Here is an 18,386-nt window from a genome sequence, read left to right as displayed (position 1 = left end):
ACGAGAACACCCGATGACCACGCTGCGCACCGTGGTGCTGCCAACTCTGGTCGTGACGGCGCTCTGTGCCGTCGTGGCGGGGCTGCGCGAGGGCGGGGACGGAGTCGCCGGCGCGCTCGTGGGCGGAGTGATCGTCTGCCTGTTCTTCGCCTCCAGTCCGGCTGCCCTCGGCCCCGTGACCAAGGTCAGCCCGCACCTGTCCTTGATCGTCGCGATGATGTTCTTCCTCACCAAGGTGATCGCGCTGCTCGCCCTGTTCTCGGTCCTGTTCGACCGCGACGGCGTGGGCGCACACCTGGATGGTCGATCGCTGGGCGCCACCGTCATCGTCGCCACGCTCGCGTGGACGTTCCTGCAGGTGCGCGCGTCGCAGCGGGCCAGGATCCCCACCTACGACCTGGACGACAGCGAACGCTGAGGGCCTGATAACCTGAGCGCGCAAGGACGGGAACAACCAAGACTTGGTCGTGGAGTCGCGTCCCTTGTGGCATCAGACAGCACCGCGGGCCACTGACGCCAGCGGGGCCGCCGGTTCCGCATAGCATGACGCAGGCCGTAGCCGCACCGACTAGTGACCGCGCCATCTGAAGGGTATGTACGTGACGACCGCAGCATCGCTGACTTTCGTAGCCGAAGGCTTCACCGCCCCGGGTCCGGGCAACTTCCAGCTCCCGCCCGCGTTCAGCATCGGTGGCCTCGACGTCACCAAGTCGATGCTCCTGATCGTCCTGTCCGGCGTCTTGATCATCGCGGTCACGTACGTCATGGCCCGCCCGGCCGCCGTCGTCCCGGGCCGCCTGCAGTTCGCCGGCGAGGCCGTCTACGGCTTCGTCCGCAACGGCATCGCCCGTGACTCGATCGGCACGCAGGACTTCATGAAGTTCGTGCCGTACCTGTTCTCGTTGTTCCTGTTCGTCTTCGTGAACAACTACTACGGCGTGTTCCCGTTCCTGCAGTTCCCGACGTTCTCGCGCATCAGCTACGTCTATGGCCTCGCGGCCCTGACCTGGTTCGTCTACAACGGTGTGGGCATCGCCCGCCACGGATTCTTCGGCTACCTGCGTCGCCAGACCGTTCCCGGCGGCATGAAGGGCCCGATCCTGGTCCTGCTCATCCCGCTCGAGTTCCTCTCCAACATCGTCGTGCGGCCCGCCACGCTGGCCCTTCGTCTGTTCGCGAACATGTTCGCCGGCCACCTGCTGCTCATCTTGTTCTCGACCGGCGCGGCCTACCTCATCTTCGAGTCCGACAAGCTCGCGTACGCCCCCGTCGGCATCCTGTCGTTCATCCTCGGCATCCTCGTGAGCTTCCTGGAGCTGCTGGTCATGTTCCTGCAGGCGTACGTCTTCACGCTGCTCACCGCGATGTACATTGGCGGCGCGCTCGCCGACGAGCACTGACAAAGATCACCCCAGACCTACAACTTCATAGCTCCTCCCCTTGGCGCAACAGTTGCGTCACAACGAAAGGAAATGCCGTGGACGGCACTCTCAACGGCTCAGTGAACATGATCGGCTACGGCCTCGCCGCGATCGGTCCTGGCATCGGCATCGGCCTGATCTTCGCCGCCTACATCAACGGCGTCGCACGTCAGCCCGAGGCGCAGGCTCGCCTGCAGGCAATCGCCATTCTGGGCTTCGCCCTCGCGGAGGCGCTGGCCATCATCGGCATCGCGCTCGCCTTCGTCCTCAGTTGATCCAGTAGCCGACAGGAATCGCCATGTTTACGACACTGCTCGCAGCTGCCGAGGGTGAAGAGCACAGCCCGCTCGCGGTCGAATGGAGCGAGCTTGTCCTCGGTCTGGTCGTCTTCGCGATCGTGGTGTTCGCGATCTGGAAGTACGTCGTCCCGAACTTCGAGAAGGCGTACGCCGCCCGCACCGCGGCCATCGAAGGCGGTATCGAGGAGGCCCAGGCTGCCCAGAAGGAAGCCAAGGCCGCTCTCGAGGAGTACACCGCCCAGCTCGCCGGAGCGCGTCAGGAAGCTGCCGCCATCCGCGAGGAGGCCAAGGAGCAGGGGGCCCAGATCATCGCCGAGCTGCGGGCCCAGGCCCAGGCCGAGGCCGAGCGCATCACCTCGACCGCGCACGCGCAGGTCGAGGCCGAGCGTGCTCAGGTCCTCGCCCAGCTCAAGGGTGAGGTCGGATCCATGGCCACCGCGCTCGCAGGTCGCATCGTCGGCGAGGTTCTCGACGACTCCGCGGCTCAGAAGCGTACGGTCGAGCGGTTCATCGCCGAGCTCGAGGAGTCGGCGAACTGATGCGAGGCATTTCAGCGAAGTCCCTCGACGAGGTCCTGGCCGCCGTCGGCGCGGTCACGTCCGGATTGGGTGACCTCGGCGGTGAGCTGTTCGGCGTCGTCGCCGTGCTCGACCAGAACCCTGTCCTGCGTCGCGTGCTGACCGACCCGTCCACCGAGTCGCCGGCCAGGGCCGGACTGGCCCAGCAGGTCTTCGGCCCGCGGGTCAGCCCGGACGCGGCCAGGATCGTCGAGATCGCGGCCACCGGACGGTGGGCCTCGGGTCGCGACATGAGCGACGGTCTCGAGCTGGCCGGGGTGACCGCCCTGGTCGCTGCGGCTGACGCCGCGGGCGAGCTCAGCGCGGTCGAGACCGAGCTGTTCGAGGTCGGCCGCCTCGTGCGGTCCGACGCCGAGCTGCGCCAGACCGTCTCCGACCGGGCTCTGCCCGTGGCGGCCAAGACGCAGCTGCTGGTCGATCTGCTCGGCGACAAGGTCACGGGCACGACGTTGGCCCTCACCAGCCAGGCCGTCGCGGCACGTACCGGGTCCTTCGAGCGGGCGCTCGCAGCGTTCGCCGAGACCGCAGCCGCTCGTGGCAACCGGTTGCTCGCCGAGGTGCGGGTCGCCACGGCGCTCGACGCCGGCGAGGAGGAGCGTCTCGCCGCCGCCCTGGCCGCGAAGTACGGGCGCGACATCCACCTGAACATCGTCATCGACCCAGCGGTCATCGGAGGCATCACCGTCTCCGTCGCCGGCGAGGTTGTCGACGGCTCCATGTCCACCCGCCTTGAGATCGCCCGTAGGCGCCTTGCAGGCTAGTAACACCCTCCCCGACAGCACTTTCTCCAAATCCAAGAAGGCAGGCAGACACATGGCGGAACTCACGATCCGTCCGGACGAGATCCGCGACGCATTGCAGAAGTTCGTGGCCGACTACAAGCCCAGCGCTGCATCGACCGAAGAGGTCGGCATCGTGGCGAGCGCCGGTGACGGCATCGCCCGCGTCGAGGGTCTTCCCTCGGCCATGGCCAACGAGCTCCTCGAGTTCGAGGACGGCACCCTGGGCCTGGCGCTCAACCTGGACGTTCGCGAGATCGGCGTCGTCATCCTGGGTGAGTTCTCCGGCATCGAGGAGGGACAGACCGTCCGTCGTACGGGCGAGGTCCTCTCGGTCCCCGTCGGTGACGCCTACCTCGGCCGCGTGGTGGACCCGCTGGGCAAGCCCATCGACGGCCTCGGGGAGATCAAGACCGACAAGCGTCGCGCGCTGGAGCTCCAGGCTCCCAACGTGATGCAGCGCAAGAGCGTCCACGAGCCGATGATGACGGGCCTGAAGGCGATCGACTCGCTGACGCCCATCGGCCGCGGCCAGCGCCAGCTGATCATCGGCGACCGCCAGACCGGCAAGACCGCGATCGCGATCGACACGATCATCAACCAGAAGGAGTTCTGGGCGTCGGGCGATCCGACCAAGCAGGTCCGCTGCATCTACGTCGCGATCGGTCAGAAGGGCTCGACCATCGCCGCCGTGCGTGGAGCGCTCGAAGAGGCCGGCGCGCTGGAGTACACGACGATCGTCGCGGCTCCCGCCTCGGACTCGGCCGGCTTCAAGTACCTCGCCCCCTACACCGGCTCGGCCATCGGCCAGGAGTGGATGTACGCGGGCAAGCACGTCCTCATCATCTTTGACGACCTGTCGAAGCAGGCTGAGGCGTACCGCGCCGTGTCGCTGCTGCTGCGTCGCCCGCCGGGACGCGAGGCGTACCCGGGCGACGTGTTCTACCTGCACTCGCGTCTGCTCGAGCGCTGCGCCAAGCTCAGCGACGAGCTGGGCGCCGGCTCGATGACCGGTCTGCCGATCATCGAGACGAAGGCCAACGACGTGTCGGCCTACATCCCGACCAACGTCATCTCGATCACCGACGGCCAGATCTTCCTGCAGTCGGACCTGTTCAACGCCAACCAGCGTCCCGCTGTCGACGTCGGCATCTCGGTGTCGCGGGTCGGTGGCGCAGCGATGCAGAAGTCGATGAAGGCCGTCACCGGTTCGCTGAAGGTCGAGCTCGCGCAGTACCGCGCCATGGAGGCGTTCGCGATGTTCGCCTCGGACCTCGACGCCGCGTCCAAGCAGCAGCTCGCCCGTGGTCAGCGCATCATGGAGCTGTTCAAGCAGGGTCAGTACGCTCCGTTCCCCGTGGAGAACCAGGTCGTCTCGATCTGGGCCGCCTCGTCGGGCAAGCTCGACGCCGTTCCGGTCGAGGACATCAGCCGCTTCGAGTCCGAGTTCCTGGACTACCTGAAGCGCTCGCACAGCGACGTCCTCGCGGCGATCCGCGAGACGGGCAAGTTCGAGGACGACAACAAGCAGGCTCTCGAGGCTGCGTACGACTCGTTCACCGATCAGTTCGAGACTTCTGAGGGCCACTCGATCAAGGCCGGTCACGAAGAGTTCGACCCGCTGACCGACGAAGACGTCTCGCAGGAGCAGATCGTCAAGCAGAAGCGGGGCTGACGATGGCAGCATCGGTACGCGAGCTACGCGCGAAGATCAGGTCCACCCAGGCGACCAAGAAGATCACCCGCGCCATGGAGCTCATCGCTGCGTCGCGCATCATCAAGGCGCAACAGCGGGCGGCGGCAGCAGCGCCGTACGCCCGTGAGCTCACGCGCGCCGTGTCTGCCGTGGCCACCTTCTCCAACGTCGAGCACGCGCTCACGACGGAGAAGGCGGACCCCAAGAAGGCAGCGGTGCTGGTCATCGCGAGCGATCGTGGTCTCGCGGGCGCCTACTCGGCGTCCGTGATGAAGGAGGCCGAGCGCCTCGTCGAGAAGCTGCAGAGCGAGGGCAAGGAAGTCGACCTGTACCTCTCGGGCCGCAAGGCCGAGGCGTACTACAACTTCCGCGACCGTCCGTACGTGCAGTCCTGGACGGGCTTCTCCGACAAGCCGGAGTACGCCAACGCCAAGGAGATCGGCAACACGCTGGTCCGGACGTTCCACATCGACGAGTCCGAGGGGGAGACGATCGACCCCGAGGTCGCGGCAGCCGAGCTGCACGTGGTCTTCACCCGGTTCAAGTCGATGCTGACGCAGGAGCCGGACGTCATCCGTCTGCTCCCGCTCGAGGTCGTGGCGGGCACCGAGGCTCCGGCCGAGGACGACGTCCTGCCGCTCTACGAGTTCGAGCCGTCCGCGCACGAGGTGCTCAACGCGCTGCTGCCCAAGTACATCCACAGCCGGATCTACTACTGCCTGCTGCAGGCCTCGGCCTCGGAGCTGGCGGCACGGCAGAAGGCCATGAAGTCGGCCACGGACAACGCGCAGGACCTCATCGAGAAGTACACCCGAACAGCCAACCAGGCCCGCCAGGCCGGTATTACCCAGGAGATCAGCGAGATCGTGGGCGGCGCCAACGCGCTTGCTGACGCCTCCGCTGGGAGTGAGTGAGAGAGATGACTACCAACACCGCAGAGACCCAGACCACCGAGCTGGCCACGGGCCGGGTAGCGCGCGTCATCGGCCCGGTGCTCGACATCGAGTTCCCGAGCGACGCCATCCCGGACATGTACAACGCGCTCAAGGTCGACACCGAGGTGGCCGGCGTCAAGGAGACGCTGACCCTCGAGGTCGCCCTCCACATCGGTGACGGCCTGGTCCGCGCGATCAGCCTGCGCCCCACGGACGGCATCGTCCGTGGCGCGACGGTCATCAACACCGGCGGACCGATCATGGTGCCCGTCGGCGACGAGACGCTCGGCAAGGTGTTCAACACCACCGGCGACGTCATGAACCTCGCCGAGGGTGAGGTGTGGGAGGTCAAGGAGCGTCGTGGCATCCACGCCAAGGCCCCCGACTTCGACCAGCTCGAGTCCAAGACCGAGATGTTCCAGACCGGCATCAAGGTCATCGACCTCCTGACGCCGTACGTGCTGGGCGGAAAGATCGGCCTCTTCGGTGGTGCAGGCGTCGGCAAGACGGTGCTCATCCAGGAGATGATCGCCCGTGTGGCCCGCGACCACGGTGGTGTGTCGGTGTTCGCCGGCGTGGGTGAGCGCACCCGCGAGGGCAACGACCTCATCGTCGAGATGGAGGAGGCCGGCGTCCTCGGACAGACCGCCCTCGTCTTCGGCCAGATGGACGAGCCGCCGGGAGCGCGTCTGCGCGTCGCCCTGTCGGCCCTGACGATGGCCGAGTACTTCCGCGACGTCCAGAAGCAGGACGTGCTGCTGTTCATCGACAACATCTTCCGCTTCACGCAGGCCGGCTCCGAGGTCTCCACGCTGCTGGGCCGTGTGCCCTCGGCCGTGGGCTACCAGCCGACGCTGGCCGACGAGATGGGTGTGCTCCAGGAGCGCATCACCTCGACGCGTGGTCACTCGATCACCTCGCTGCAGGCGATCTACGTGCCGGCCGATGACTACACGGACCCGGCTCCGGCGACGACGTTCGCTCACCTCGACGCGACGACCGAGCTCAACCGTGAGATCGCCTCGATGGGCATCTACCCGGCCGTGGATCCGCTGACCTCGACGTCGCGGATCCTCGACCCGCGCTACATCAGCGCCGAGCACTACAACACCGCGAACCGCGTCAAGAGCATCCTGCAGCGCAACAAGGAGCTCCAGGACATCATCGCGATCCTCGGTGTCGACGAGCTCAGCGAGGAGGACAAGACGCTCGTGTCCCGCGCGCGTCGCATCCAGCGCTTCCTGTCCCAGAACACCTACGTGGCCAAGCAGTTCACCGGCATCGAGGGCTCGACCGTCTCCATCGACGAGACGATCGACGGCTTCACCAAGATCTGTGACGGTGAGTACGACCACGTGGCTGAGCAGGCCTTCTTCATGTGCGGCGGTCTCGAAGACGTCGACAAGAAGTGGGAAGAAATCCAGAAGAGCCTCTGATGGCCGCGAACGATTCAACGTCCTCGCTGCAGATCGAGCTGGTGGCTGCCGACCGCGTCGTGTGGTCGGGTCAGGCGCGCGAGGTCATCGCCCGCACCGTCGAGGGTGACCTCGGCGTGCTGGCGGGCCACGCGCCGCTCCTGTCGGTGCTCGTCCCCGGTGTCGTCGAGATCCACCCTCTCGAGGGTGAGGACGTCGTCAGGGCCGCGGTCGGCGAGGGATTCTTGTCGGTGGCGGACGACCACGTGTCGATCCTGAGCGAGGATGCGTTCCTCGCCTCGGAGATCGACGCGGCTGCGGTCAAGTCCGAGCTGGAGGCAGCGACCGCTGCGGAGGACGCTGATGCCGTCCTGCGCGCGGAGGCCAAGCTGCGCCTCGTCGACAAGGCGTCCTGACGCTCTAGGAGGGAGATCGCCGTGCCCCTGTGGTGGTGGATGGTCGATGCCCTCGCGTTCGTGGTGGCTGCGGTCGTCCTGCTGGTCATCTGGCTGTTGTTCCGACGTCGGCTGCTGGCGCGGTCCGGAGGGACGTTCGACATGAGCGTCAACCGGAGCGCGTCGGTGCCGGCGAAGGGCTGGATGCTGGGGCTCGCGGTCTACCGCGACACGGAGCTCGAATGGTTCCGGACGTTCTCGGTGTCGATGCGCCCGCGCTACCGCTTCACGCGGGGCGACGTCCGGATCGACGGTCGTCGTGACCCGGTCGGCAGCGAGGTGCACGCGGTGCAGGCCGGCCACCTGATCGTCAGCACGGAGAATGCGTCCGGTGTGCGGCAGCTGGCCATGAGCCCGCATGCGCTCACCGGCCTGCTGTCCTGGCTGGAGTCGTCGCCTCCGGGTCAGCGGGTCAACAAGGTGCTCTGAGCCCCCGCGGGGGACTCTGTACACCTGTACGATTCCTGCGTTGTGGTTGACGGGCGCCGGATTTGCGGGGGAGAATCAAGACAGTTCTTCTCGACCCGAGTTCGGGGCGAGTCCCTTTGGAACAAGAAGGTGCCCTGTGTTCAAGCGTCTCGTTGTTGCCGCATCCGTATCAGCCATCGCCGTGATCGGCCTCGGCCCGGCCACCGGCGCCTCCGCAGCTGCTCCGTCGGAGAAGTCGGTCGTCAAGGTCAAGGGATTCGCTCCCAAGATCTCCACCCCTCGCGTCATCGACTGGGACGCCCCGGGCAAGGCCATCGACTGGGACGCCCCGGCCCCCGCGGCCGGCAGCGGTGGTGGCTACTCCACCCAGCGCATCGATTGGGACTGATCCCACACCGCACCACACCCGCGCGCGGCTCCCGGCATGATGCCGGTGAGCCGCGCGTCGGCGTTTGCGCGGTTTGTCTGCTCGGTCAGCGCTCGCCGCCCGGGACCCAGAGCACGTCGCCCGTCTCCCGGTTGGCGTAGCGACCGAGGATGAACAGCAGGTCGCTGAGGCGGTTGAGGTACTTGGCGGTCAGCGCGTTCATGGTGTCCCCGTGCTCCGCGATCGCTGCCCAGGCCGAGCGCTCGGCCCTCCGCGTTACGGTGCACGCGATGTGCACGGCCGCCGCGGCGGGGGTGCCGCCTCGCAGGATGAACGAGCGCAGCTTGGGCACCTGCTCGTTGTAGTGGTCGCACCAGGCCTCGAGGCGGTCGACGTAGTCCGCCTCGACGCGCAGGGGCGGGTACTCGGGGTTCTCCACGACCGGGCACGACAGGTCGGCGCCGACGTCGAACAGATCGTTCTGGATGTGCGTCAGCACTGCGACGACGTCCTCGTCGAGACCGCCGACGGCGATCGCGAAGCCGATCTGCGCATTCGCCTCGTCGACGTCCGCGTAGGCGGCCAGGCGCAGGTCCAGCTTGCTGGTCTTGCTCATGTCGCCGAGGTTCGTCGTGCCGTCGTCGCCGGTACGCGTGTATATCCGTGTCAGGTTGACCATGCTCGCGATACTAGGACGTCCACGGGGTGTGAGCCATGACGCCCCATCGAACTCGTGACCCCCGCAGCTACCGGGCGGTAGCCTGACCCCCATGCCTGACAAGACTGCGCCCGACAAGCCCTGGGTGATGCGCACGTACGCCGGCCACAGCTCGGCGGCGGAGTCGAACGCGCTGTACCGACGCAATCTGGCCAAGGGCCAGACCGGGCTGTCGGTGGCGTTCGACCTGCCCACCCAGACCGGCTACGACCCGGACCACGAGCTCAGCAGGGGAGAGGTCGGCAAGGTCGGCGTCCCGATCCCGCACCTCGGGGCGATGCGCCGGCTGTTCCAGGACATCCCGCTCGAGACGATGAACACCTCGATGACGATCAACGCCACCGCGATGTGGCTGCTCGCGATGTACCAGGTCGCGGCCGAGGAGCAGGGCGTCGATCCGTCGCAGCTGCAGGGCACGACCCAGAACGACATCATCAAGGAGTACCTGTCCCGAGGCACGTACGTCTTCGGGCCCGCGCCGTCGCTGCGGCTGACGACGGACATGATCGCGTACACGGTCACGACGATCCCCAAGTGGAACCCGCTCAACATCTGCAGCTATCACCTGCAGGAGGCCGGTGCGACGCCCACGCAGGAGCTCGCGTACGCCCTCACGACCGCGATCGCGGTGCTGGACTCCGTACGCGACTCAGGCCAGGTGCCGCAGGAGGAGTTCGAGAAGGTCGTCGGGCGCATCTCGTTCTTCGTCAACGCCGGTGTCCGGTTCGTCGAGGAGATGTGCAAGATGCGCGCCTTCGGGCGGCTGTGGGACGAGATCACCCGCGAGCGCTACGGCGTCCAGGATCCCAAGATGCGACGCTTCCGCTACGGCGTGCAGGTCAACTCGCTGGGCCTGACCGAGGCGCAGCCGGAGAACAACGTCCAGAGGATTGTTCTGGAGATGCTGGGCGTGACGCTGAGCAAGGACGCCCGCGCCCGGGCCGTGCAGCTGCCCGCGTGGAACGAGGCGCTGGGGCTGCCCCGGCCGTGGGACCAGCAGTGGTCGCTGCGTCTGCAGCAGGTGCTCGCGTTCGAGTCCGATCTGCTGGAGTACGACGACATCTTCGAGGGGTCGGTCGTGGTCGAGGCCAAGGTCGCCGAGCTCGTGGAGGGCGCCAAGGCCGAGATCGACCGCGTCCAGGCCATGGGCGGCGCCGTCGCGGCGGTCGAGTCCGGCTACATGAAGCAGGCGCTCGTGGGATCGCACTCGGAGCGCCGGGCCAAGATCGAGGCCGGTGAGATGAAGGTCGTGGGGGTCAACTCCTACGTCGAGACCGAGCCGTCGCCGCTGACGGCGGATCTGGACACCGCGATCATGACCGCCGATCCGCAGGCCGAGGCCAATGCCGTCGCCGACGTCCAGGCGTGGCGCTCGCAGCGCGACCAGGCGGCAGTCGACGAGGCACTGCACCGCCTCCAGCGTGAGGCGAAGACCGACGCCAACCTGATGGCGGCGACCCTCGAGGCCGTACGCGCGGGCGCGACGGTGGGCGAGTGGGCAGGTGCGCTGCGCGAGGTGTTCGGCGAGTACCGCGCGCCCACGGGCGTGAGCGGCGTCGCCAGCGTCGCCGAGGCCGGCGCCGAGCTGACGGCGGTGCGCGAGCGCGTCCGCGAGACGGGCGAGCAGCTGGGCACGCGCCTGCGCTTCCTCGTCGGCAAGCCCGGTCTGGACGGGCACTCCAACGGCGCCGAGCAGATCGCCGTCCGGGCCCGTGACGCCGGCTTCGAGGTCGTCTACCAGGGCATCCGGCTCACCCCCGCGCAGATCGTCGCCGCGGCAGTGGCCGAGGACGTGCACGCGGTCGGTCTCTCGATCCTGTCCGGCTCCCACATGGAGCTGGTGCCCGAGGTGCAGAAGGAGATGGCCGCGGCCGGTCTCGACGACGTACCGCTGATCGTCGGCGGCATCATCCCGGACTCGGACGGTCGTCGCATGGAGGCCGCCGGGGTCGCTGCGGTGTTCACGCCCAAGGACTTCGGCATGACGTCGATCATGGACCGGATCGTCGACGAGATCCGCAAGGCCCGCGGCCTCGCCTGACCCCCGCCCCGGCCCGCCGGCCGGCCGCAGTTTCCCAAGAGAACCCCGGTTCCCGTCACCTCACCCCGCGTACGACAGGGGAGAGGTGCAGGATTCCGGGGTTCTCCTGGGAAACCTGGGACCCGGGGGGCGGGCTGAGGCTAGCCATTCCTACGTGGCGAGCGGGGCGGACGGTGTCCTAGGCTCGCGTCGTCAGGCAGCGACGTCGGCCCTGGTCTTGTCCTTCTTGACCTTGACCAGCTTGCGCTTCTTGACGGTGTAGCCCTCGGGCAGCGTGCCTTCCTTGAGCATCCGAAGAGGGCAGCGCTTGCAGGCAGGCTTGTCGCTGCAGCACTTCTTCTTCGGCGACTTGGGCACGACGCACACGGTACCAGCGTGAGGTGAGGCTTGCCTTACGCATGACAATGGAGGCATGGGACACATGGCAGCACCAGCATTCGTCGAGCGGCTCAACGAGCAGATCGGCCACGAGTTCGCGGCGCACCAGCAGTACGTCGCGATCGCGACCTACTACGACGCGCTCACGATGCCCCAGATGGCGGCGCTGTTCTATCAGCAGGCCCGCGAGGAGCGGGACCACGCGATGATGATGGTCCAGTACCTCCTGGACGCCGACCACGTCCCGGTCATCCCGGCCCTGCCCGCACCGCGCATCGACTTCAGCGACGTCGTCGAGCCGGTCGCCGCGGCGCTGGAGCAGGAGAAGCGCGTGACGGCGCAGATCAACGACCTGACCCGTATCGCGCGGGAGAACCACGACTACGCCTCGGACCAGTTCATGCAGTGGTTCATCAAGGAGCAGGTCGAGGAGCTGTCGAAGATGAGCGACCTGCTGGCGGTCGTGACCCGCTCGAAGGCCGACTACGAGCGCATCGAGGACTGGATCGCCCGCGAGGACAAGGCCGCGGGCGACGACCCGACCGCGCCCCCGATCGCCGGCGCGTAGCCAGCCACCCCCACCCCGACCCCGATTTGCGGGCTTCTGCACGCTTCTACGCCGTAGAAACGTGCAGGAGTCCGCAAATCTGGGCGGGGCGGGGCCGCCGGCGGGGCCGGGGCCGGGGGTCAGAACAGGCGGAGGCTGGGGTCGTCGATGCCGCGGAGCTCGTCGTAGTTGACGACGACGCACTCGATGCCTCGGTCGTGCGCGAGCACGCGCGCCTGCGGCTTGATCTCCTGTGCTGCGAAGATGCCACGCACCGGACGCAGCGCAGGATCGCGGTTCATCAGCTCGAGATAGCGGGTCAGCTGCTCGACGCCGTCGATGTCGCCGCGGCGCTTGATCTCGACCGCGACCGAGGCGTTGGCCGCGTCCTTGCACAGCAGGTCAACCGGGCCGATCGCCGTCATGAACTCGCGCCGGACCAGGCTCATGCCCGCGCCCAGGGCCGAGGTGTGCTCGGCCAACAGCTCCTGCAGGTGCTTCTCGACCCCGTCCTTCTGCAGGCCCGGATCGACGCCGAGGTCGAATGCGGAGTCGTGCAGGACCTCCTCGATGCGGATGCGCAGCGTGTCGTCGGTCTTGCCGGCCGTGACGGTCCACTCCGCGACGCCGTCGTCGGAGATCCCCTCGCGGAGCGTGCACGGCGGGCTCATCCAGTTCAGCGGCTTGTAGGAGCCGCCGTCGGAGTGGATGAGCACCGACCCGTCGTTCTTGACCATGATGAGCCGGGTGGCCAGCGGCAGGTGGGCGGCGAGCCGTCCTGCGTAGTCGACCTGGCAGCGGGCGATGACCAGTCTCACTTCACCCTCGTGGCCGTACCGAGCGTGAACACCAGGGTCTCGCCCTTGATCGTGCCCTTGTCGGTGTCACCGTCATCGCCCACGAGCGAGATCGTGTCGCCCTCGACGGACCACTTGCCGGTCCGGAAGTCCTTGATGCCCTGGTAGTCCTGCACGAAGGTGCCGTCCTCGATCAGGTGCAGCACGTAGTCCTCGGAGGGGATCTCCCAGTCGCCGCGCAGGGCAGCGGCGCCGTCGGCCTCGGGGTCGACCGAGGGGGCCTCGGTCGTGATCGCCGGGGTGGGCGTCGACGTCGCGGCGGGCGACGTCACCTCGCCACCGCCTGAGGGGCCGTCACTGGTGCCCTCGGAGTCCGAGCCGCATCCGGCCAGGGCCGTCAGGGCGAGGCCGATCGCGGCTGTGGCCATCGTCACACGTTGTTTCATCGTTCTCCCATATTGGCCAGCTGCAGTGAGCCGTTAGTGTGTCACGACCGTCTTATTACTGAGGAGTAGCCATGCAGGAAATCGTCGATCGCCTCTCGGCCGGTGACGCACCCGCCGACATCGCACGCGCGCTCTTGCTGCCGTACCTCAACCACGCGGCCACGATGTACGAGAGCGGCTACGCCACGGCGCCCGACATCGACGCCGCGATGCGCTTCGGATGTGGCTACCCGATCGGGCCCCTGGCCCTGGTGGACGCCTGGGGCGCCCAGGCCGTCGTGACGGGACTGGACAAGCTGTACGCCGAGACCGGCGACGAGCTCCACCAGCCGGCCGCCGTGCTCGTCGCGAACGCCGAGCAGGGCCGCACGTTCGCGGCCTCCGTCGATGCCGCCGGCGCGGACGCCCCGCAGCTGCGCCACTCGATCGAGCGCGTCGGGGTCGTCGGCACCGGCACCATGGATGGCGTCGGGGATCGTCGAGGTCTTCGCCAAGGCGGGGTACGCCGTGACGTTCGTCGGTCGCGGCGAGGACAAGGTCGCCGGCGTCGTCGCCGCGATCACCAAGAGCCTGGACAAGGCGGTCTCCCGCGGCAAGCTCGACGAGGACGGCAAGACAGCGGTGCTCGCGCGCCTCACCGGCGCAACCGACCGCTCCGCGCTGGCCGACGCGGACATCATCGTCGAGGCCATCGCCGAGGACCTGGACATCAAGCTCGAGCTGTTCGCCGACCTGGACCGCATCGCCAAGCCGGGTGCGATCCTCGCCACGACGACCTCCTCGCTGTCGATCAACGCCTGCGCCGCCGCCACCCAGCGCCCGCAGGACGTCATCGGTATGCACTTCTTCAACCCCGCCGCGGTCATGAAGCTCGTCGAGGTCGTGACGGCCGACGAGACCTCGGTCGAGGTGGACGAGACCGTGCGGGCGCTGTGCCTCGCCACCGGCAAGCACCCGGTGTCGTGCGGCGACCGGGCCGGATTCATCGTCAACGCACTGCTGTTCCCCTACCTCAACGACGCGATCAGGCTGCACGAGGCGCAGGGCACGCCGTTGGACGAGATCGACGAGGCGCTCAAGGCGACGGGGCTGCCGATGGGGCCGTTCCAGCTGCTCGACGTGGTCGGCAACGACGTGTCGCTCGCGATCCAGCGCTCGCTGCTCGACACCTTCGGTCACGCGGGCTGGCGGCCGGCGGCGACGTTGGAGCGCTTGGTGTCCGAGGGCAAGCTCGGTCGCAAGACCGGTGCGGGCTTCCACACGTACTGAGGGTCCGAGGACCGTCCTCGGCGCGCTCCGTAGACTGCAGCCATGCCCCGTCGACGTGTCGCCCGACCGTCGACCCCGCCGCTGCGGGCCGCCCCCGAGCAGCGTGAGCGCAAGGCTGACGGCGAGTGGTACGTGCGCGCGACCCGTGGCTCGTCCATGAAGGACTACCGCTGTCCCGGGTGCTCCCAGCTGATCGGCCGCGGCCTGGGCCACCTGGTGGTCTGGCCGGTCGAGAAGGCGTTGCTGAGCGAGGCTGCGATCGACGAACGACGCCACTGGCACACCGCGTGCTGGGCGCGGCGCCACTGACACCGAGGACGGACGACATGACCGAGAGAATCCGCGGCAACTCCGTGCTGCCGGCACGACGCGAGCCGATCACGCTGGAGACCGCCGACGGCCTGTCCCTGGTCGGCGAGCTCGCGCTCCCGCTGGACCGGGACCCGGTGGCCACGATGATCTGCCTGCACCCGCTGCCGACGCACGGCGGCATGATGGACAGCCACCTGTTCCGCAAGGCTGCATACCGCCTGCCGGCCCTCGCCGACGTCGCAGTGCTGCGCTTCAACACCCGCGGCACGTCCAGCGTCCAGGGCACGAGCGAGGGGACGTTCGACAACGGCGTGGGGGAGCGGTTCGACGTCGCAGCGGCAGTCGAGCACGCGGAGTTCGCCGAGCTGCCCCACATCTGGGTCGTGGGCTGGTCGTTCGGCACGGACCTCGCGCTCATGTACGGCCTCGAGCCGTCGGTCGAGGGAGCCGTGCTGCTCTCGCCACCGTTGCGCTACTCGCGGCCCGAGCACCTGCAGGCGTGGGCCGACTCCGGTCGCCCCGTCACGGCGCTCGTCCCCGAGCACGACGACTACCTCCAGCCGCCCGAGGCGCGGGAGCGGTTCGCCGCGATCCCGCAGGCCGAGGTCATCGGCGTGGACGGCGCGAAGCACCTCTGGGTCGGCGACTCCGAGCGGGTCCTCGACGAGATCGTGCGCAAGCTCGCGCCCGGAGCCTCCGTGCCCCTGCCGAGCACGTGGGACGGTCCGATGGAGCGCGCCGACTCCATGGCGTACGCCGACCGGACGGTCGCTGCGTTCAGCGAGCCGCGCCCCTCACCGCCGGACTGAGGCGCAGCCCGCGCGACGGTGCTAGCTGGCGTCCTTGCGCTGCTGGACGGCAGGCTCGGGCTGGGCGGCCGCGGCTGCATCGACCGGCTCGGTCTCGGCAGCCTCGGCGACCTCGACCTCGTCGGTGTCCACCGCGTCGTCCTCATCCACCGCGTCGGGCTGGGTGACCTCGACCGAGGTGGGGGCGAATGACGAGACGATGTCGCGCAGCTGCCCCATCTGGGCCAGGATGCCCTCGCGCCGGCGCTGCAGGTCCTCGACCTCGGCCCGCAGCGTGCGGGTGTGCCGGTCCGCCTCGGTGGTCGCGGTCACCCGGATCTTCTGCGCCTCGGCGGTCGCACTCGCGATGAGCTGGGCCACCTCGGTGCGAGCGTTCTCCATGACGCGAGCGGCCTCGGCGGTCGCGGCCTCACGAGCCTTGGCCGCCTGCGCCATGGCCTCGCGGGCACGGGCGTCCGCAGCGCTCGCGCGGGTCTCGGCGTCCTGGACCAGCTTGGCGGTCTGGTCGGTGGCCGAGGCGTGGTTCTCGGCGGCCTCGCGGGCGAGACGCTCCTTCTCCACGGCCAGCACGCGGCGGGCCTCGGTCACCTCGCGGTCGGCGGCCGCGCGGGCCTGCTCGACGTCGCGGGTCGCCCCGAGGCGCATGTTCTGCGCCTCCTGCTCGGCGGCGAGCCTGAGCTGGGCCACCTCGCGCTGCGTCTGGGCGAGGAGGTCGTCGGCCTGCGCGGATGCCTCGGCGCGCATCGCCTCGACGTCCTCGAGCAGCTGCTTGCGCTTGTCCTCGAGCTCGACGATGGCCTGACCGCGCATCTGCTCGGCCTCGTGCTCGGCCGCGACCCGCACCAGCGTGGCCTCCTCCTCGGCCTTGGCGACGAGCTCGTCAGCGTCGCGCACGGCGCGGCTGCGGACGACCTCGGCCTCCTGCTCGGCCAGCCCGAGCAGCTGGGCGGCGTGGTTGCCCAGGCCGGTGTAGGTGGGGCGCTCGAACGCCTCGATGCGCGCGGTGAGCGAGTCGACCGCCTCGCGCAAGCTCTCGTTCTCGGCCTGCAGTGCCCTCAGGTCATCCGCTGCACGGTGCAGCTCGGCGGACTGGGTGCGGACCCATGCGTCCACCGCATCGGTGTCATACCCGCCGCGGCGCGCCAGCGGGAACGAGGCGTCGGCCGACCGGTCGGCTGCGTCGAAGATGGACAATCCGGGCTGGTCGGACATGCATGATCCCATTCGTGGCAGGTGTTCGGGTGACGTGCTCCACCTTACCCGCCGAAGAACTGCGGGGGCACGACCGTGAGCGGTCGTGCCCCCGCGTCGGAGCAGGGTCTTAGCGGTCTCTCAGACCCCGCGGAAACGGTTGATGCCCTCGATGTGCAGGGCCCGCTTCTCCTCGTTGCGGACGCCCAGTCCTTCCTCGGGGGAGAGGCACAGCACGCCGACCTTGCCCTGGTGCTTGTTCTGGTGCACGTCGAGCGCGGCCTGGCCGGTCTCCTCGAGGGAGTAGACCTTCGAGACGGTCGGGTGGATGAGGCCCTTCTCGATGAGCCGGTTCGCCTCCCACGCCTCGCGGTAGTTGGCGAAGTGCGAGCTCTTGATGTTCTTGAGGTTCATCCAGAGGTAGCGGTTGTCGTACTGGTGCATGTAGCCCGAGGTCGACGCGCAGGTGATGATCGTGCCGCCCTTGCGAGCGACGTAGACCGAGGCGCCGAACGTCTCGCGGCCCGGGTGCTCGAAGACGATGTCAGGATCCTCGCCGCCGGTGAGCTCGCGGATCTTCTTGCCGAAGCGCTGCCACTCCTTCGGGTCCTGGTTGTGCTCGTCCTTCCAGAACGTGTAGCCCTCGGCCGAGCGGTCGATGACGTGCTCGGCACCCAGCGACCGGACGATGTCGGCCTTCTCGGGGGAGGACACCACGCACACCGGGATGGCTCCGCCGTTGAGTGCCATCTGCGTCGCGTACGAGCCGAGGCCGCCCGAGGCGCCCCAGATGAGGACGACGTCGCCCTGCTTCATGTTGGCGCCGTTCTTGGACACCAGCTGGCGGTACGCCGTGGAGTTGACCAGGCCGGGGCTCGCGGCCTCCTCCCACGACAGGTGGTCGGGCTTGGGCATGAGCTGGTTGGCCTTGACGATCGCGAGGTGCGCGAGGCCGCCGAAGTTCGTCTCGAAGCCCCAGATGCGCTGCTGCGGGTCCATCATCGTGTCGTCGTGGCCGTCGGGGCTCTCCAGCTCGACCGACAGGCAGTGCGCGACGACCTCGTGGCCCGGCTTCCACAGGTTGACGCCGGGTCCGGTGCGCAGGACGACGCCGGCCAGGTCCGAGCCGACCACGTGGTACGGCAGGTCATGGCGCTTGGAGTACTCCGACAGGCGCCCGTAGCGCTCCAGGAAGCCGAACGTCGAGACCGGCTCGAAGATCGACGTCCACACCGTGTTGTAGTTGATCGCGCTGGCCATGACGGCCACCAGAGCCTCGCCCGGAGCGAGCTCGGGGATGGGCACCTCGTCGAGGTGCAGGCTCTTGCGCGGGTCCTTGTCGCGGCTGGCGACGCCCTCGAACATGTCGACGTCGTCCTTGTGGACGGTGACCGCCTTGTAGCTCTCGGGAAGGGCGATGGAAGCGAAGTCCTCGGGGGCGGTGTCGCCGGCGAGGATGGCATCGAGGATCTGCTGCACGGGTGGAACCTCCAGGTTGGTTCCG

22 protein-coding genes and 1 pseudogene are annotated in these 18,386 nt (G+C 68.4%); 17 read left to right on the top strand and 6 right to left on the bottom strand.

Annotated features, from left to right (window positions below; genetic code table 11):
- Positions 1-13: 13 nt before the first annotated feature.
- The 11 genes from GEV26_RS12505 (at position 14) to GEV26_RS12455 (ending at position 8,395) form a co-directional block, all read left to right on the top strand.
- Complete coding sequence (locus GEV26_RS12505; RefSeq protein ID WP_153653498.1) at positions 14-418, top strand: Cg1360 family ATP-synthase-associated protein; 405 nt, start codon at positions 14-16, stop codon at positions 416-418.
- Positions 419-599: 181 nt separating this feature from the next.
- The gene (gene atpB / locus GEV26_RS12500) at positions 600-1,400 is read left to right on the top strand and encodes a F0F1 ATP synthase subunit A (protein ID WP_243838745.1); all 801 of its coding nucleotides are present in this window, start codon (positions 600-602) and stop codon (positions 1,398-1,400) included.
- Positions 1,401-1,507: 107 nt separating this feature from the next.
- Positions 1,508-1,696, top strand: coding sequence for an ATP synthase F0 subunit C (gene atpE / locus GEV26_RS12495; protein ID WP_153911113.1), 189 nt, complete (start codon positions 1,508-1,510; stop codon positions 1,694-1,696).
- A gap of 23 nt (positions 1,697-1,719) precedes the next feature.
- Positions 1,720-2,259: a F0F1 ATP synthase subunit B gene (locus GEV26_RS12490; protein ID WP_153653492.1), complete on the top strand. Its 540-nt coding sequence runs from the start codon at positions 1,720-1,722 to the stop codon at positions 2,257-2,259.
- Positions 2,259-3,059 (top strand): F0F1 ATP synthase subunit delta, encoded by an 801-nt coding sequence (locus GEV26_RS12485; RefSeq protein ID WP_153653490.1) that lies wholly within the window; start codon positions 2,259-2,261, stop codon positions 3,057-3,059. The genes GEV26_RS12490 and GEV26_RS12485 overlap by 1 nt, the downstream gene beginning before the upstream one ends.
- 52 nt (positions 3,060-3,111) lie before the next feature.
- Positions 3,112-4,752: a F0F1 ATP synthase subunit alpha gene (gene atpA / locus GEV26_RS12480; RefSeq protein WP_153653488.1), complete on the top strand. Its 1,641-nt coding sequence runs from the start codon at positions 3,112-3,114 to the stop codon at positions 4,750-4,752.
- A 2-nt stretch (positions 4,753-4,754) separates the two neighbouring features.
- The gene (locus tag GEV26_RS12475; protein WP_153653486.1) at positions 4,755-5,687 is read left to right on the top strand and encodes a F0F1 ATP synthase subunit gamma; all 933 of its coding nucleotides are present in this window, start codon (positions 4,755-4,757) and stop codon (positions 5,685-5,687) included.
- A 5-nt stretch (positions 5,688-5,692) separates the two neighbouring features.
- Positions 5,693-7,144: a F0F1 ATP synthase subunit beta gene (atpD, locus tag GEV26_RS12470; protein ID WP_153653484.1), complete on the top strand. Its 1,452-nt coding sequence runs from the start codon at positions 5,693-5,695 to the stop codon at positions 7,142-7,144.
- Positions 7,144-7,539 carry a F0F1 ATP synthase subunit epsilon gene (locus GEV26_RS12465; RefSeq protein ID WP_153653482.1) on the top strand — a complete coding sequence of 132 codons (396 nt, stop codon included), beginning with the start codon at positions 7,144-7,146 and terminating at the stop codon, positions 7,537-7,539. The genes atpD and GEV26_RS12465 overlap by 1 nt, the downstream gene beginning before the upstream one ends.
- 21 nt (positions 7,540-7,560) lie before the next feature.
- A complete protein-coding gene (locus GEV26_RS12460; protein WP_153653480.1) occupies positions 7,561-8,007 on the top strand; it encodes a DUF2550 domain-containing protein in 447 nt (148 codons plus the stop codon).
- A gap of 136 nt (positions 8,008-8,143) precedes the next feature.
- Positions 8,144-8,395, top strand: coding sequence for a hypothetical protein (locus tag GEV26_RS12455; protein ID WP_153653478.1), 252 nt, complete (start codon positions 8,144-8,146; stop codon positions 8,393-8,395).
- Between the two features lie 85 nt (positions 8,396-8,480).
- Here the strand turns inward: GEV26_RS12455 and GEV26_RS12450 are convergent, their stop codons facing one another.
- Positions 8,481-9,053 carry a cob(I)yrinic acid a,c-diamide adenosyltransferase gene (locus GEV26_RS12450; protein ID WP_153653477.1) on the bottom strand — a complete coding sequence of 191 codons (573 nt, stop codon included), beginning with the start codon at positions 9,051-9,053 and terminating at the stop codon, positions 8,481-8,483.
- Positions 9,054-9,144: 91 nt separating this feature from the next.
- Between GEV26_RS12450 and GEV26_RS12445 the strand changes: the two genes are divergently transcribed.
- Complete coding sequence (locus tag GEV26_RS12445) at positions 9,145-11,133, top strand: protein meaA (RefSeq protein ID WP_153653475.1); 1,989 nt, start codon at positions 9,145-9,147, stop codon at positions 11,131-11,133.
- 192 nt (positions 11,134-11,325) lie between these two features.
- Here GEV26_RS12445 and GEV26_RS17905 read toward each other — a convergent pair whose 3' ends face one another.
- A complete protein-coding gene (locus tag GEV26_RS17905) occupies positions 11,326-11,490 on the bottom strand; it encodes a hypothetical protein (RefSeq protein WP_194839847.1) in 165 nt (54 codons plus the stop codon).
- Positions 11,491-11,545: 55 nt separating this feature from the next.
- Here GEV26_RS17905 and GEV26_RS12440 point away from each other — a divergent pair, with 55 nt between their 5' ends.
- Positions 11,546-12,079, top strand: coding sequence for a ferritin (locus GEV26_RS12440; protein ID WP_309222068.1), 534 nt, complete (start codon positions 11,546-11,548; stop codon positions 12,077-12,079).
- A 119-nt stretch (positions 12,080-12,198) separates the two neighbouring features.
- Here the strand turns inward: GEV26_RS12440 and nucS are convergent, their stop codons facing one another.
- Both nucS and GEV26_RS12430 read right to left on the bottom strand, forming a co-directional pair.
- Positions 12,199-12,876 (bottom strand): endonuclease NucS, encoded by a 678-nt coding sequence (gene nucS / locus GEV26_RS12435; protein ID WP_153653473.1) that lies wholly within the window; start codon positions 12,874-12,876, stop codon positions 12,199-12,201.
- A complete protein-coding gene (locus GEV26_RS12430; protein ID WP_194839846.1) occupies positions 12,873-13,283 on the bottom strand; it encodes a hypothetical protein in 411 nt (136 codons plus the stop codon). The genes nucS and GEV26_RS12430 overlap by 4 nt, the downstream gene beginning before the upstream one ends.
- 89 nt (positions 13,284-13,372) lie before the next feature.
- Here GEV26_RS12430 and GEV26_RS18175 point away from each other — a divergent pair.
- The 4 genes and pseudogenes from GEV26_RS18175 to GEV26_RS12415 all read left to right on the top strand — a co-directional run.
- Positions 13,373-13,612: pseudogene (locus GEV26_RS18175) on the top strand (3-hydroxyacyl-CoA dehydrogenase family protein); the annotation flags it as partial.
- Between the two features lie 151 nt (positions 13,613-13,763).
- The gene (locus GEV26_RS12425) at positions 13,764-14,570 is read left to right on the top strand and encodes a 3-hydroxyacyl-CoA dehydrogenase family protein (RefSeq protein WP_243838739.1); all 807 of its coding nucleotides are present in this window, start codon (positions 13,764-13,766) and stop codon (positions 14,568-14,570) included.
- A 42-nt stretch (positions 14,571-14,612) separates the two neighbouring features.
- Positions 14,613-14,879 carry a hypothetical protein gene (locus GEV26_RS12420; RefSeq protein WP_153653469.1) on the top strand — a complete coding sequence of 89 codons (267 nt, stop codon included), beginning with the start codon at positions 14,613-14,615 and terminating at the stop codon, positions 14,877-14,879.
- 17 nt (positions 14,880-14,896) lie between these two features.
- A complete protein-coding gene (locus tag GEV26_RS12415; RefSeq protein ID WP_153653467.1) occupies positions 14,897-15,691 on the top strand; it encodes an alpha/beta hydrolase in 795 nt (264 codons plus the stop codon).
- A gap of 21 nt (positions 15,692-15,712) precedes the next feature.
- On the opposite strand, the gene GEV26_RS12410 is transcribed toward GEV26_RS12415, so the two are convergent.
- Positions 15,713-16,903: a coiled-coil domain-containing protein gene (locus GEV26_RS12410; RefSeq protein WP_194839845.1), complete on the bottom strand. Its 1,191-nt coding sequence runs from the start codon at positions 16,901-16,903 to the stop codon at positions 15,713-15,715.
- 120 nt (positions 16,904-17,023) lie between these two features.
- Positions 17,024-18,361, bottom strand: coding sequence for a crotonyl-CoA carboxylase/reductase (gene ccrA, locus GEV26_RS12405; RefSeq protein WP_153653463.1), 1,338 nt, complete (start codon positions 18,359-18,361; stop codon positions 17,024-17,026).
- Positions 18,362-18,386 lie beyond the last annotated feature (25 nt).

The sequence above is a fragment of the Aeromicrobium yanjiei genome (genome assembly GCF_009649075.1).
In the GTDB taxonomy this organism is placed as follows: domain Bacteria; phylum Actinomycetota; class Actinomycetes; order Propionibacteriales; family Nocardioidaceae; genus Aeromicrobium; species Aeromicrobium yanjiei.
The sequence above is the reverse complement of the archived record's forward strand: the minus strand, read 5'-3'. Positions and strand labels throughout refer to the sequence as shown.

Bases quoted from the DNA above. Each gene is read 5' to 3' on its own strand.
- GEV26_RS12505 (WP_153653498.1), top strand. From the start codon at position 14: ATGACCACGCTGCGCACCGTGGTGCTGCCAACTCTGGTCGTGACGGCG.
- atpE (WP_153911113.1), top strand. From the start codon at position 1,508: ATGATCGGCTACGGCCTCGCCGCGATCGGTCCTGGCATCGGCATCGGC.
- GEV26_RS12490 (WP_153653492.1), top strand. From the start codon at position 1,720: ATGTTTACGACACTGCTCGCAGCTGCCGAGGGTGAAGAGCACAGCCCG.
- GEV26_RS12485 (WP_153653490.1), top strand. From the start codon at position 2,259: ATGCGAGGCATTTCAGCGAAGTCCCTCGACGAGGTCCTGGCCGCCGTC.
- atpA (WP_153653488.1), top strand. From the start codon at position 3,112: ATGGCGGAACTCACGATCCGTCCGGACGAGATCCGCGACGCATTGCAG.
- GEV26_RS12475 (WP_153653486.1), top strand. From the start codon at position 4,755: ATGGCAGCATCGGTACGCGAGCTACGCGCGAAGATCAGGTCCACCCAG.
- atpD (WP_153653484.1), top strand. From the start codon at position 5,693: ATGACTACCAACACCGCAGAGACCCAGACCACCGAGCTGGCCACGGGC.
- GEV26_RS12465 (WP_153653482.1), top strand. From the start codon at position 7,144: ATGGCCGCGAACGATTCAACGTCCTCGCTGCAGATCGAGCTGGTGGCT.
- GEV26_RS12450 (WP_153653477.1), bottom strand. From the start codon at position 9,053: ATGGTCAACCTGACACGGATATACACGCGTACCGGCGACGACGGCACG.
- GEV26_RS12445 (WP_153653475.1), top strand. From the start codon at position 9,145: ATGCCTGACAAGACTGCGCCCGACAAGCCCTGGGTGATGCGCACGTAC.
- GEV26_RS12440 (WP_309222068.1), top strand. From the start codon at position 11,546: ATGGGACACATGGCAGCACCAGCATTCGTCGAGCGGCTCAACGAGCAG.
- GEV26_RS12430 (WP_194839846.1), bottom strand. From the start codon at position 13,283: ATGGCCACAGCCGCGATCGGCCTCGCCCTGACGGCCCTGGCCGGATGC.
- GEV26_RS12425 (WP_243838739.1), top strand. From the start codon at position 13,764: ATGGCGTCGGGGATCGTCGAGGTCTTCGCCAAGGCGGGGTACGCCGTG.
- GEV26_RS12420 (WP_153653469.1), top strand. From the start codon at position 14,613: ATGCCCCGTCGACGTGTCGCCCGACCGTCGACCCCGCCGCTGCGGGCC.
- GEV26_RS12415 (WP_153653467.1), top strand. From the start codon at position 14,897: ATGACCGAGAGAATCCGCGGCAACTCCGTGCTGCCGGCACGACGCGAG.
- GEV26_RS12410 (WP_194839845.1), bottom strand. From the start codon at position 16,903: ATGTCCGACCAGCCCGGATTGTCCATCTTCGACGCAGCCGACCGGTCG.